Raw genomic sequence first — 13,787 nt, forward strand, 5'->3', positions numbered from 1 at the left:
GCCAGCCCGCTGCGCACGCTCAAGGCGGAAGCGCCCGCTGAGGCGGACGCTTCCCGGGCCCCTTGTGGGCTCGCCTTGTGCTCCGATCAGCTGCTGAAGACCTGGAACTCGGAGAGCTGACCGGCTGCCCAGCCGGTGTTGGCGGTGATGTTGACCCGCAAGTACCGCTGGGTGGTCGCCGGGAAGGTGATGGTCACCGTGTTGCTGTTGACGTTCGGGTCGAAGGTGTAGGTGGCCGAGCCGACGACGGTGGTGAAGTTGGTGCCGTCGGTGCTGCCCAGCAGCGACAGCGTCTGGTTGCGCGCGGCCCACGAGGTGCTGTTCGGCAGCTCCAGCACGACGCGGCTGACGCTCTGCGCCGAGCCCAGGTCGACCTGGACCCACTGCGGGAAGGTGCCGTTGGCGCTCTCCCAGTAGCTGGCCTGGTTGCCGTCGGTGACGTTGGCCGAGACGTAGTTCTGCGTGTTGCTCGACTCGCTCGTCGCCGCGTTCAGCGCCAGGTTCGTCGGGGTGGTGCTGGTGCCCGTCCCGGTCAGGGCGATCGTCAGCGGGCTGTTGGACGCGTTGCCGGTGACGCTGACGCTGCCGGTCCGGGTGCCCGCCGCGGTCGGGGTGAAGGTGACGCTGACGGTGCAGGAGGCGTTGGCGGCGAGCGAACTGCCGCAGGTGTTGGTCTGCGCGAAGTCCCCGCTGGTGGTGACCGAGGAGATCGACGCTGCGGCCGAACCGGTGTTGCTGACGGTCACCGACTGCGCCGTGCTGGTCGAGTTGACGGCCTGTCCGGCGAAGCTCAGCGAGGTCGGGGCCGCCGAGAGGGTCGCGGACGAGGAGCCGCCCGCGCTCGGGTAGACCGCGAAGTCGGAGATCTGTCCGGCCGCCCAACCGGTGTTGGCGGTGATGTTGACCCGCACGTAGCGGGCGGTGGTCGACGAGAACGGGATGGTGACGGTGTTGTTGTTGGCGTTGGGGTCGAAGTTGTAGCCCGCCGAGCCGACGATGGTGGAGAAGTTGGTGCCGTCGGTCGAGCCGAGCACGGAGAGCGTCTCGGTGCGCGCACCCCAGGCCGTGGACGGCGGCAGCCGCAGCACGATCTTGCCGACGCTCCAGTTCCGGCCGAGGTCGACCTGCGCCCACTGCGGGAAGGAGCCGTTGGCGCTCTCCCAGTAGGTGTTCGGGTCGGTGTCGGTCATGTTGGCGGGGACGTAGGAGCCGTTGCTGGAGCTGGCCGACGCCGGCTGCCCGGCGGCGATGTCGGTGGTGCTGTCGGCGGCCGTCCCGCTGAGGGCCACCGTTGTCGGGGAGTTGTTGGCGTTGCTCGTCACGGTCAGGGTGCCGGTGCGGGTGCCCGCGGCGGTCGGCGCGAAGCCGACGTTCACCGTGCAGGAGGCGCCGACCGCGACGGTGCCGCAGTTGTTGGTCTGCGTGAAGTCACCGCTGACCGACACCCCGGACACCGAGGCCGAGGTCGTGCCGGAGTTGGTGACCGTCACCGCCTGCGTCGACGCGGTGGCGCCGACGGCGGTATCGCCGAAGGTCAGTCCGGCCGGGCTCGCCCCGAGCACCGGACCGGGCGCGGTCCCCGTCCCGGACAGCGCGACCGTGTTGGTGACCCCGCCCGCGTTCACGGTGAGACTGCCGGTGCGGCTTCCCGTCGCCGTCGGCGAGAAGGTGACGCTGACGGTGCAGGAGCCGTTCGCCGCGATGGAACTGCCGCAGGTGTTGGTCTGGGCGAAGTCGCCCGTCGCCGCGATCGACGACACCGACGCGGCGGCCGAGGTCGGGTTGGTCACCGTCACCGTCTGTGCGGCGCTGGTGCTCCCGGTCGCCTGCGAGCCGAAGCCGAGCGCGCTCGGGGACGCGGTGACGCCGGTCGGGGGATAGGGCGGGTAGACCGGGGCCGGCCAGCCGTTGCACTGGGTCGGGCTGATCCCGGAGTTGCCGCCGTTGTCGGTGATCGCGAAGGCGGTGCCCTCGCAGTTGTAGCTGGGCGCGTTGCCCGCGTTGACCTGCGCGACCCCGGTGGCGGTCACGTTCTGGAAGGTGGCCGCGCCGCCGGTCTGCTCCTGCAGCGCGAAGGTCCCGGTCCCGTTGATGGTCACGGTGTTGAGGTTGACGCCGCTGATCGTGCCCTCGACCCACTGCACGGCCTCGAAGGGGCTCTGCTCGATCAGGTCGTTGGTCACGTTGATCGGGCCGGTGATGTTGCCCTGACTGCCGTCGAACCAGAGCGCGCCGACGCCGAACTGCCAGTTCGGGTCGAGGGAGCCGTCACGGATCAGCGTGTTGTTCGAAATAGTGGTGGTGCCGACCGGGGTGGAGGTGAACCGCTGGCCGACCTGGATGCCACCGCCCTGCGTGATGCCGGTGTCCTGCACCAGGTTGCCGGTGACGGCGTTGTCGTGGCCGCCGTAGATCGCGATGCCGTTGGCCAACTGCTGCAGCTGGACCGTGTTGTTCGAGATGGTGTCGTTGGCGTCCGCGCCGATGCTGGAGTCGGCCCAGGTGGCGATGCCGTCGTCACCGGTGTTGCGGATGTCGCTGTTGGTCACCGTCGAATTGGTGACCCCGCCGTGGAAGTTGATGCCGTCGGCCGTGGTGTCGCGGATCCGCATGCCGCTGAACTTCAGCGAGTCCATCGGGCCGTCCATCCAGGCGCCGACCTTCGTGTGCTCGATCCACAGGTTCGACACCGTCGAGTTCGACATCGCGCCGCCGATGCCGTTGACCTGGCAACTGTCGCAGCGTTCCTGGACGTTGCCGAAGATGGCGAAGTTCTGCAGGTGCACGCCGGTGCTCGGGTTGGGCGCCGAGTTGCCGTAGAAGCCGGGCGCCGTGCCGGTGACGGTCGAGTACCACATGCCCGCGCCCGCGACGGTGACGTTGTTGACGCTGATGTGGCCAGGGACGTCGTAGGTCCCCGGCGGGATCCACACCGTGCCGCCCGCTCCGGCGGCGGTGATGGCGGCGTTGAACGCGTTGGTGGAGTCGGTCGCGCCGCTGGGGTCGGCGCCCTCGCTGGTGACCGAGACCGAGCCCGCGGGCTGGGTCAGCGCCGGGCCGACGTTCTCGAAGTCGGCGAAGTCCAGCGTGTAGGAGGAGGCGGTGTCCTCGGAGTCCACCTGGAGCGTGAAGGTGGTGCCCTGCGGATAGGTGGTGGTGAACAGCCGGTGCACCTCGTCGTAGAAGTGGTGCGGGTTCCCGCTGCTCGGGGTGTTGGTGAACGGGTAGCTGCCGTAGTACCAGCTGTAGGCGTTGGTGAGCGAGAAGTCGCTCTGCTTGACGCCGTTGACGTAGAGCGAGAGCGGCGCGGTGTAGACCGAGCCGTCCGAGCTGTCCGGGATCGAGTAGCGGAAGTCGATCGAGTTGGTGGCCACCGGCGTGGTGAAACTGACGTACTGTCCGCTGCCGTTCCCGGCCAACGTCACCGCCTTGCGGCCCGAGGCCTCGTCGGCGAGCTGCCCCTGGGTGTAACTGGGGCCGATGACCGTCCCGTTGGTGGGCGAGCTCTCCGCCTGCACCTCCGCGTAGGGCAGACTCGCGCCACTCCCGCCGGTCGCGACCGGCGTCGCGGCGAACGCGGGCGAGGCCGTCACCGGCGCGAGAGCGAAGGCGCCGGTCAGAAGCGCCGCACTGGCGACCCCGGCCGCAGCGCGTCTCAGCGTGCGTATCAGCTTGGACAAAAGGTGCTCCTTGGAACCGGAAGGGGTGGGCGAAACCGGAGAAGTGTCATGCAACGGACATCCAGGCAGGCGTGACGCAGAACAGACATGACACGTTCCGGGGGGGAGCAGGCTGGAACCGTAATCCCTAGGACATCCGCGCGCAATATCTCTCGCGACAATTGCTAGTTTTTTGCGTAGATATGAAAAGCCATGAGGTCTTCGGTGCCCCCTGAACCCGCGCGTCGCTTGCGGTCTGATCCCTGGTCAAGCCCTGCGGCTACAGCCCCGCGTGCCGTGTTGACGCCGGTGTCGGGTGAGAATGTCGGGTCGCATCGCTTGCTGCAAACCATGCCGGAATCTTGCTTCGTCTGAGCAAGTTATTTGCGTAGGCACGCGCGCGGCACGAGCGCAGCAGCTGACGATCAGGCGTTGCGGAAGCCGATGAGGCGCTTGACCGCCTCGCGCAGGTAGCGGTCGGCGGCGGTGAGGGGCAGGCGTTCGCGGTAGTAGGCCGGGGAGAAGACCGGCCGGGCGCCGAAGCTCTCTTTGAACCGCGCCAGGGTGGACCCCGGCCGGGCGTCTCCCATGTCGTACAGGAGGCACCCGGCGGCGCAGGCGTCCTGAATGGCGAGTCGGTGCAGCATGTGGTTGGCATGGACCGGGGCAGCCAGGCTCCGGTCCATGGCCCCACGCCAGTACTTGGCGTGGGTGCCGTGCCGCAGGACCACGATCGCGGCCGCGGGCCGCCCTTCGTGGCTGGCCAGCCAGATCGCGCAGTCGGCGCCGAACCGTTCGGCGACCGCCGCCACCAGCCGGGGCGGTTCCTCGCGCAGTCGGCGCCAGCGGGCGAGTGCGAGCGGCTCGTGCTGCTGTTCGGCCCAGCGCACCAGGGACTCCTCGTAGAGCTGCTGGAACTGCGGCACGAAGCGCCCGGTGCGGTCCACCTCGAAGGTGGCCTGCGATCGCTCGGCGCGACGCGCGCCCTGGCGCACGGACGAGTGGAAGCCGCGTGTCCAGGCCTCCTCGAAGCCGCCCGCCAGATCCAACAGGTATGTCGTGCGTTCCACGGAGGCGAAGCCCTCCGGCACGGAGGCGTCCCAGACCGACGGTCCGCGCGGGCTGAACCGGACCGCGACCCGCAGCGCGGGCCGGGATGCGAGGTCGTCGAAGACGAGACGCGCCTGGTCCACGTCCGGAGCGCCGTCAGGCACGACGGCCCCGCCCACACCCCAGCCGGGCCATGACTCCTCCGTCAGCAGCCGACCAGGCCAGGAACGACGCCGCACCATCGGGACCACCAACTCTGCGCCCGAGGCGAACCGGTAGTGCCGGCTCACGTCCTCCAGCGGCCAGGCGTCGCAGAGGCAGTCGAGCCAGGTCGGCGTCTGGGTGACGAGTACGTCCCGGTCGCGGCGCGCCAACTCCCACCACAGCTCCCTGGGTACGGGGCTGGTGACCTCGATGTGACTGCCCTGGGCGCTCGCCACGGACGTCTCCGATTCAGCCGGTCATTCATCCTGTACACGGCTTTTGAGCCATTTCTGCCCTATGGTCAAATCTAGCGTGTCCGTCGTCCGTCGGAGGCCCTGTGCCCACCAGCCAAGCGGTCGTCAGCCCGGCGCCGAGGTCCGAGTGGAACCGACTGCTGGCCGGCGATCCGGCCTCCTCGGTCTTCCAGACCCCGGCCTGGTTCGACGCGGTGATCCGGCTGACCGGCGGTCGCGATGCCAGCCGTCTCTACACGACCGGGGACGGGCGCCGTCTGCTGCTGCCCTTGGTGCGGCGCTCACTGATCCCAGGGATCGTGTTCGACGCCGCCTATCCGCACCGCATGGGCCCCGGAGGGCTGCTGGCGACCGGGGGGCTACGGCCCGAGGATGTGGACCTGGTCCTGTCGGACGTGCTCCTGGCGCGAACGCCCGGAGTCAGGATCGCGGCGATGCACGACGTCACCGACCGCTGGGAACAAGGCCTGGCGCTCGGAGCAGCGCCTCGCGTCGACGTGGTCCGTGCGCACGTGCACGTGCTCGACCTGGACGGCGGTTTCGCCCGGGTGCGTGACGACCGCTTCCACGCCTCCACCAGGAAGAACGTGCGCAAGGCAGAACGCTCCGGCCTCACCGTCGAGCGGGACGTGACGGGGCGGCTGGTCCCCGCTTTCTACGACGTCTACCTGCGTTGGTCGGCAGAGCGTGCCCGAAAGTCCGGCCTGCCCTGGCCGCTCGCCGCCGCGCTGGCACGTCGCCGGGAACCGCTGCCGATGTTCGAGACTCTGGCGACGTCGCTGGACGGCGCCTGTCGGCTCTGGCTGGCGCGCTACGACGGCGAGCCGGTGGCGGGGCTCATGACGTTCGTCCACGGCGAGCACGGCGTCTCCTTCCGCAGCTACGCCGTCAAGGAGTTCGCGTCGCTGCGGGCCGGACTGCTGCTCCAGCGGGCGGCGATCGAGGACGCCTGCGACCAGGGGTGTCGCTTCTACAGCATGGGCATGTCCGGTGGTGTCCGGGGGATCGAGGTGACCAAGGAGGCGATGGGTGCCACGCCCCGGACGGTGCTCGAATGCCGTAGGGAACGTCTGCCGTTCACGCGCCTGGAGCACCTTGGGAGCGGCATGGAATCCACCGCCGCCCGAATCCTTGCCCGTCTGCGCGGTGACCACCGAGCGGAGCCAGGGAGCCTTGCGGGTGTCAGGGAATAACGGGCATCAAGGAATAAACTGGGCGGACCTGACCCGGTCGAGGACGGGAGCTCGCCTGTGGTGAGCACCGGAGCCAGCAGCTCGGGCGCCGCCACGCGCTCGCTGCGGTCGCGCGGCAGGGCGCTGCTCGTCGCGGCGGCCCGCTACGACCCGCTGCTGCGCAACGCCCACTTGCTGACCCTCTCGTCCGTGCTGACCTCCCTCTTCGGTGCGCTGTACTGGGCGCTCGGAGCCCACTGGTACAGCCCCGACGAGGTGGGCCGGAACACGGCGGCGGTCTCCGCGATGATGTTCCTCGGGGGAGTCGGGCAGCTGAACCTCGCCAACGCCATGGTCCGTTTCGTGCCGTCGGCCGGGGCGCGTACCGGCCGACTGGTCGGCCGTGCCTACGTCGTGGCCGCCTTGGTGACGCTCCTGTTCGCCGCCGGGTTCGTGCTGCTGATCCCGCAGCTGTCGCCCGGGCTGGACTTCCTGCACACGTGGGGCCTCGGCGCGGCGTTCGTCCTCGCCACCAGCGGCTACGCCATCTTCAACCTCCAGGACGGCGTCCTCACCGGCCTGCGCCGGGCCGACTGGGTGGCGCTGGAGAACGGGCTGTTCGCGGCGGAGAAGATCGGGCTGCTTGCCCTCTTCGCCGCCGTCGGCACCGCCAGCGGCATCCTCGCCTCCTGGATGGTCGGCCTCGTCCTCTCGCTCGCGCTCACCAACACCTTCCTGTTCGCCCACGCCTTGCCCCGCCACCAGCGTGCGGCGCCCGAGCCGGCCGCGGACACCTCCCGGCTCACGCTCGGCTACGTCTCGGCCGACTACGTGGGTGCGATGTGCTGGCTGGCTGCCGTCAACCTGCCGCCCGTGATCGTGCTCAACCGGCTCGGCGCCGCTGACGCGGCGTACTTCTCGCTCGCCTGGCTGGTGCCGCTGGCGCTGTACGCCTTCAGCGCCAACATGGGGTACTCGCTCGTCGTCGAGTCCGCGCGGGACATCACCCGGCTCGACGCGTACCGGCGGGTGCTGCGCCACGCGGGCCGGGTGCTGGTGCTCGCGGTGGCGGCGGTGCTGGCTGTCTCGCCCTGGGCACTGCGCCTCTTCGGCGAGGCCTACGCCCGCCACGGCACGGTCACGCTGTGGCTGCTCACGCTCTCCGCGCTGCCGAACCTGCTCAACACGACGGTGGTCGCGCTGTCCCGGGCGAGGCGGCGGATGCGCGTCGTGGTGGGTGTGCTGGGGTCGCTGGCGTTCCTGGTGCTGGGACTGACGGAGGCGCTGCTTCCCGTGATGGGCATCACGGGTGCGGGCGCGGCGTGGCTGATCGGGCAGAGCGTGGTCGCGGCGGTGCTGCTGTGGCGACGCGACTGGTGGTTGCCGAACGCGCGGCGGGACTGATCTCTGCAGACGGGGTGCTTGCACCATCAGGGGCGCGGGGCTCTGCTGATGTGCGGCTCCGCCGCGTGGGCGCGACAAGCCACCCACGCAGCTAGCAGGCCGAACGGTCAGGGCCATCCGCACAGGGTGGTGTCCCGCGCAGTTCCCCGCGCCCCTGAGGTGCTCGCCGCGTCAGGCGGGTGCACCCTGGAACGAAGAGCGCGCGGAGGAGGCGGCCCCCCGTAGCCACCGGCATCCCGGGAGCCAGATGATGAGCGCCAGCAGGAGCGAGGTCGACCCCTCGGCTGCGCTCGGGAACGTGGGCGGTCCGGTTCCGGACCCCTTCGCCACCCTCGACGAAACGCTCGCCGGACTGGGCCGCTCCCTGGCCGAAGGGGAGTGGCTCGACGCGTATCTGTGGGCGGCGGGTGCGCTGCAGATCGTCGAGGACCGGATCGACAGCGTCTCGTGGCCGCCGCGTCGCCTGCTGACCCATCTCGCCAAGCGTGACGGCGACAGCTCCGCGCTGCGCGTGGGCTTCGAGCTGCTCGAGGCTGCGGAGGCCGCGTATCGGGCGTCGCCGCCGACCCGTGCCCTGCGCGCGTGGGCCGCCGACGCGGCGGCCCTGACCCTCGCGCTCGCCGGGATGGTCATGGGGGACGACTCCACGTGCGCGCCGCAGTCCGCCGTCGCGGGGCGGGTGCTGGCGGGGCCGGGACGGGGGTCACGGCGGCTGGTCGCGCGGGACCTGCTGCGCCCGCCGGCCTGCTTTCGCAGCTTCGACCAGCACCCCGCCGACGTGGCCGCGCTCGCCCGCCGTTACTCCGAGGCGTACCCGGCCCGTGAACCGCCGCTCCTGGTGCTGGGAATCCGGACCTCCGGGAGCTATCTCGCCCCGCTGCTCGCCGCCGCGCTACGCCGCGACGGTCATACGCGCGTCGACTGGGCCACGACGCGGCCCGGTGCGCCGCTGCCCGCACGCGCCGCGTTCGGTGTCGCCGCACGCCTGCTGCTGGTGGACGACCCGCCGGTGACGGGTGGCTCGTTGGCCGACGTGGCGGCGGCCCTGGTGCGTGAGGGCGTGCCGAGCCAGGCCGTCGTCCCCGTCTTCGCCTGCTTCGACGACCCGCCGGTCGTCCCGGACCGCCTGGCCCGGTACGGCTGCGTGATGCTGCCAGGATCTGCCTGGCACGTACGGGAGTTGCTCTCGCCGCCCGCCCTGCGGGAGGCGGTTCCGCGCCTGCTGGCGGGAGTTCGGGTCCTCGACGTGCGCGTGCCGGAACCGGGCCGGGCCTCGCGTGGTGGCCATCTCCGCGTGCCGCTCGACGTCGTCGTCGCAGGTGACGGTGGCGAGAGCCAAGAGCTGGCGCTCTGCGCCGAGTGGACCGGCGTCGGGCGGTTCGGCCGTCTCGCCGTGGCCACGGCGGACGTGCTCCGCGGCCTGGTGCCGCGTGTCCACGGCTTCGCCGACGGCGTGTTGCTCCGTGACCGGCTGGACGGGCCGGACGCTGCCACCGTGCCGTCCTCGCAGGTCACGCCGGGCGAGGCCGCCGCATACGTGGTGCGACGGGAGGACCGGCTGGGCCTGGGGGAGGACCGGAGCGGGCACCTGGGCGGGCGCGATCCGGTCTGGGAGTCCGCCGCGCGGATGCTCGCCCCGGTACTCGGCCGCGCGGGCGTGCTGCTGCGGCCCGCCCTCGTGCAGCCGTTGACGCGGAGTCTGCTGGCCGCCGCGCCGCGTCCGTGCCTCGTCGACGGCCGCACCGCACCGTGGCGCTGGGCACCGGACGGCAGCCGCGCGTCGCGCAAGCTGGACTGGGCCGAGGGCGGCTTCTCCAGCCTCGACCTGGCCTGCTACGACGCCGCCTACGACCTCGCGGGGTTCGTCGCGCACGGCGACTTCGACGACGCGGTCGAGGCAGAAGACGTAGACGACGCGGTCGAGCATGAACTATTGCGTGCCTACGCTGATCTGACGGGGCGTCAAATCGCGCCCGCGCGCTGGTTCCTGTTCCAGCTGGTCCAGGCGGGCAACGCGGTGCGGCTGGCCCAGGGCCGCGGCGACACGCGGGCGCTGCGCGCCCACGCCCGACGGGCGAAGGCCAGGGCGGCCCAGCGCTTCCTCGCCGGGGCGCTCCTGGCCGACCTGGACGACAGGGTCATTGACGAGTCGTCAACTTCCCTGGTGGTGCTGGACATCGACGGAGTTCTGGAGACCGACGCGCTCGGGTTCCCGTCCGCGTCGCCGCTCGGGATGCTCGCCCTCCGGGCCCTGCGCGCACACGGCTTCCGGACGGTCCTCGCCACTGGCCGCTCGCTCGCGGAGGTCCGCGACCGGTGCGCGGCCTACGGGTTGACGGGGGGAGTGGGCGAGTACGGCGCCGTCTGCTTCGACGCGGCGAGCGACCGGCAGCGCGTCGTCCTCGACGACGCGCGGCGCGCCGAGGGGGACGGGGGACTGGCCGCGCTGCTGGCGTCCAGGACCGGCCATGAGACCGACCCGCTGTCGCACTGGTGCGTCCGGGCGTCGGTGCGCGGGACGGACGGCCGACGCACCGGGCTGTCAGCTGCAGAGACCGAGGAACTGCTGCGCAGCGAGCCGTTCGGCCGCCTCTTCGAGGCCGTGCCCGGCGACGCGCAGACGGACTTCGTCCCGCGCGGAGCGGACAAGGCCGCCGGGGTGCGCGCCCTGTTCACGCTCATGGGCGAGCCCGTCGAACCGCCCCTGCTCGCGGTGGGCGACGGCTCGGCCGACCTGCCGCTGCTGCGCTGGGCCCGGCACGCGGCCGTGCCCGCGCACGCGCGGCGGCTGTCGGGCGACGGCGTCCGCGCGACCCGGGGCGCGTACCAGGCCGGGTTGGCCGACGCGGTCGCCACGCTGCTGGGCCACCGTCCGGGGCACTGCCCGCTCTGCCGTCCGCCTGCGCTACCAGTGGAGACGCGGGCCGTGCTCGACGTCCTCGCCCTGCCGGAGGCGGGCCGCAGCGGGGCGCTGGCGCGGCTGGCGCGCCTCGCCCTGGCGGACGCCGGGCTGGTGGCGCGCCACGAGGCCGAGTTGCTGCACGCCCGCCGTCCCTTCGGCGACTCTCTGCATCTGGTCACCACGGGAACGCCCCGCCCGCAACCCGCGCCGGCGGCGCGGCCGACGCCGGGGAGCCGGGCCGCATGAGAGCGCAGCGTGCCTCGGGCGGCTCCGGTCGCGGGAGTTCCGTCGCGGCGGACCACGGCGTGACGCTCCGGGAGCAGGTGCGCGGGTTCCTGCCCGTGCGGCGGCCGACGGTGCTGCGGGTGCCCGTGGAGCGCCGTGAGGCCCGGCGTCTGGCCAGGCGTTTCCGGCCGGAGCAGCCTCCGTCGGCCCGGCGACGCGGCAGCGGCCTCGCCGACGTGCTGGTCCTGCAACTCGAACTGCCGGACCGGGGAAGTGTCGTGCTCAAGCACGCGCACAGCGAGCCCGCGGCCCGCGCGCTCGACCGGGAGTGGGCGGTGCTGACGCGCCTTCGGCAGGACGAAAGGCTCGGCGAGTGGCGGCGGCTGGTCCCCGCGCCGCTGGACCGGGACCTGGACGCTCCGCTGCCGATGATCACCGAGAGCCGCCTGCCGGGCCGCGACGCCGCCACGATCCTGCGAGCCCGCCCCGACACCGCCGACTCGGTCGCCCGCCTCGCGCTGGACGCGCTCGCCGTGCTCCACCGCGTCACCGCCCGTCCCGAGCCCGGCGCGGGCCGCGCCGACGCGTGGGTGACGGAACCGTTGGCGGCCGTGCGCGGCGACGTGCCCTGGTGCCGCACCGGCCCGGGAGCGGCCGGGCTGACCGCTGTCGGCGCGCGGCTGCGCGGCGCTCTGGACGGCCGCACCGTCGCGGTCGGCTGGACCCACGGCGACTACCATCCGGGCAACGTGCTGCTGGACGAGGAGGGCAGCCGGGTCACCGGCATCGTCGACTGGGGTGAGGCCCGCGCGGACGGCCCGGTGGTCGTCGACGCCGCCACCTTCGTGCTCATGGTGCGCTGCCTGCGCAACGGCGCCGACCTCGGCCCGGTCGTGGCGGGCATCCTCCACGACGGCGCGCTCGCCCCCGAGGACGCGCGTCTGCTCGCGGGCCAGGACACGGCGGACGTGGCCGACGCCTCCGACGTGGACTTCGTGCTGCTGGCCTGGCTCTGGCACGTGGCCGCGAACGTCACCAAGTCGCCGCGCTACGGGCGCAGCCGGATCTGGTACCGCCGCGCGGTCGCGCCGGTGCTCGCGGAGGCGGTGCAATGGCCGGTGCCCTGAGTGTGAGCGCCGTGAGCGTGGGGGTGCGGAGGTACGCGCCCTGCGCCCCGCTGCCCGTGGCACTCGTGCTGTGGCTGCTGTCGCTGCGCAACGTCAACCTGGGCGGGATCGGCGCCCTCGGGCTGCTCCAGGTGCTGCCGCCGCTGTACTGGGTCGCCGTCGTGCTGCTGACCGGCGGCTTCGTGGCGACGCTCCGCACGCCCCGGCTGAGCCAGGGCTGGCTCGCCGGCTACGTTCTCGCGCTGATCGCCCTGATCCACGCCACCCCGACGCTGCTCTACCCGACCCTGCGCTACGCCTGGGCGTGGAAACACGTCGCGATCGTCGACGCGATGCTGCATCACAACGGGGTGGTGCCGAACGCGGGGGACCTGGAGATCTACAACCAGTGGCCGGGCTTCTTCCTGCTCAACGTCGCGGTGCTCAAGGTGCTCGGCCTCTCCTCCCCGGTGGGCTACGCGGCGTGGGTGCCGCCCTTCGCCAACGCCCTGATGCTGGTGCCGCTGCTGCTGATCTACCGCTCCGTCACCACCGACCGGCGGATCGTCTGGACCGGCGTGTGGATCTACTACTCGGTCTCCTGGATCGGGCAGGACTACTTCTCGCCGCAGGCCTTCGCCTTCCTCCTCTACGCCTGGGTGATGGCACTGGTGCTGCGACGGCTCCCGGCCAAGGCCAGGGCACCGGGTGAGCCGGCTTCCGGCCGTCCGCCGGATCGGCCCACGAGCGGTGTGCTCGGAGGCTGGGGTTGGTCGCTGGTTACGGTGCTGCTGCTGGTCGGCGCCATCGTCTGCTCGCACCAGCTCACCCCGCTGATGGTGATCAGCGGCCTGGCCCTGCTGATGATCCCTCGCCGCAACCGCCGGGTGGTGTGGCCGCCGCTGGTCGGTGCGGCGGTGATCACGGCCGTCTACGGCGCGACGGTGGCCCGGCCGTACCTGTCGAAGAACCTCGGCTCGTTCGTGTCGTCGCTGGCCAGCCCGGACGGCAACGTGGCCTCCGGCTTCCGGAGCCTTGGCTCGGCCGCACCGGAGCAGGTGCTGGTCGGCTTTGTGGACCGGGGACTGTCGGCCACCGTGATGCTGCTCGCTGTCGCCTGCCTGGTGCTGCGGCGCTGGACCCGGCGCACGCCGATCGTCTGGCTGCTGGTCGCGCCGCTGCCGCTGCTCGCGGCCAACGCCTACGGCGGCGAGATGCTGTTCCGGGCGTACATGTTCTCGCTCCCCGCCGCGTGCTTCCTGATCGGCGCGCTGGTGCACCCGAGCCGACGCGGCCAGGAGGCTGCCCGGACGCGGTGGTCGGGGCCGCGCAAGGCCCTGCTCCCCGTGCTGATGCTGGCCCTGCTGGGTGGGTTGTTCTTCAGCTACGACAGCAAGGAGGCGATGAACTACTACACCTCCGACGAGGTTGCCGCCGCCAGCTGGATGACCGACAACGCGCCGCCCGGGGCGGTGATCGTGGCGGTGACGGGCGCCGTCCCAGGGCTGGACGAGCGTTACGACGAGCACCCCGAGGTGGTCCTGGCCGCCACCGCCCCCCAGCTCCAGCAGTTGCTGGTCGCCGATCCGCGCACCGCCCTGCTCTACAGCGTCGGCTTCGTGAAGTCGGGCACGCCCGTGTACCTGATCCTGAGCCGCGCGCAGATGTGGGAGCTGAAGCTGACCGGCGAGTTGCCCGCCGACACTGTCGCCCGACTGGCGGATGCCGTGTCGGCGACCCCCGGATTCACACTGGTGTACCGCAACGCCAACGCGTCGGTCTACCGGTTCACCGTCGGCTGAGGAGGTGGG

7 protein-coding genes are annotated in these 13,787 nt (G+C 71.9%); 5 read left to right on the forward strand and 2 right to left on the reverse strand.

Translation table 11 applies throughout. The features are described from left to right. Nucleotides 1–86 precede the first annotated feature (86 nt). Nucleotides 87–3,680 (reverse strand): choice-of-anchor D domain-containing protein, encoded by a 3,594-nt coding sequence (locus tag I2501_RS00580; protein WP_196191731.1) that lies wholly within the window; start codon nt 3,678–3,680, stop codon nt 87–89. Between the two features lie 404 nt (nt 3,681–4,084). Next, the gene (locus I2501_RS00585) at nt 4,085–5,149 is read right to left on the reverse strand and encodes a GNAT family N-acetyltransferase (RefSeq protein ID WP_196191732.1); all 1,065 of its coding nucleotides are present in this window, start codon (nt 5,147–5,149) and stop codon (nt 4,085–4,087) included. Between the two features lie 101 nt (nt 5,150–5,250). Here I2501_RS00585 and I2501_RS00590 point away from each other — a divergent pair, with 101 nt between their 5' ends. The 5 genes from I2501_RS00590 to I2501_RS00610 all read left to right on the forward strand — a co-directional run bounded on the left by I2501_RS00590 (nt 5,251) and on the right by I2501_RS00610 (nt 13,778). Beyond that, complete coding sequence (locus tag I2501_RS00590) at nt 5,251–6,360, forward strand: GNAT family N-acetyltransferase (protein WP_196191733.1); 1,110 nt, start codon at nt 5,251–5,253, stop codon at nt 6,358–6,360. A gap of 60 nt (nt 6,361–6,420) precedes the next feature. Continuing rightward, a complete protein-coding gene (locus I2501_RS00595) occupies nt 6,421–7,743 on the forward strand; it encodes a lipopolysaccharide biosynthesis protein (protein WP_196191734.1) in 1,323 nt (440 codons plus the stop codon). Between the two features lie 250 nt (nt 7,744–7,993). Further along, a complete protein-coding gene (locus I2501_RS00600; RefSeq protein WP_196191735.1) occupies nt 7,994–10,891 on the forward strand; it encodes an HAD family hydrolase in 2,898 nt (965 codons plus the stop codon). Then, the gene (locus tag I2501_RS00605; protein ID WP_196191736.1) at nt 10,888–11,997 is read left to right on the forward strand and encodes an aminoglycoside phosphotransferase family protein; all 1,110 of its coding nucleotides are present in this window, start codon (nt 10,888–10,890) and stop codon (nt 11,995–11,997) included. Before I2501_RS00600 ends, I2501_RS00605 begins: the two co-directional genes overlap by 4 nt. Before the next feature lie 11 nt (nt 11,998–12,008). Continuing rightward, nucleotides 12,009–13,778 carry a glycosyltransferase gene (locus tag I2501_RS00610; RefSeq protein WP_196191737.1) on the forward strand — a complete coding sequence of 590 codons (1,770 nt, stop codon included), beginning with the start codon at nt 12,009–12,011 and terminating at the stop codon, nt 13,776–13,778. Nucleotides 13,779–13,787: the final 9 nt, after the last annotated feature.

It is taken from the genome of Streptacidiphilus fuscans, from assembly GCF_015690355.1.
GTDB lineage: Bacteria > Actinomycetota > Actinomycetes > Streptomycetales > Streptomycetaceae > Streptacidiphilus > Streptacidiphilus fuscans.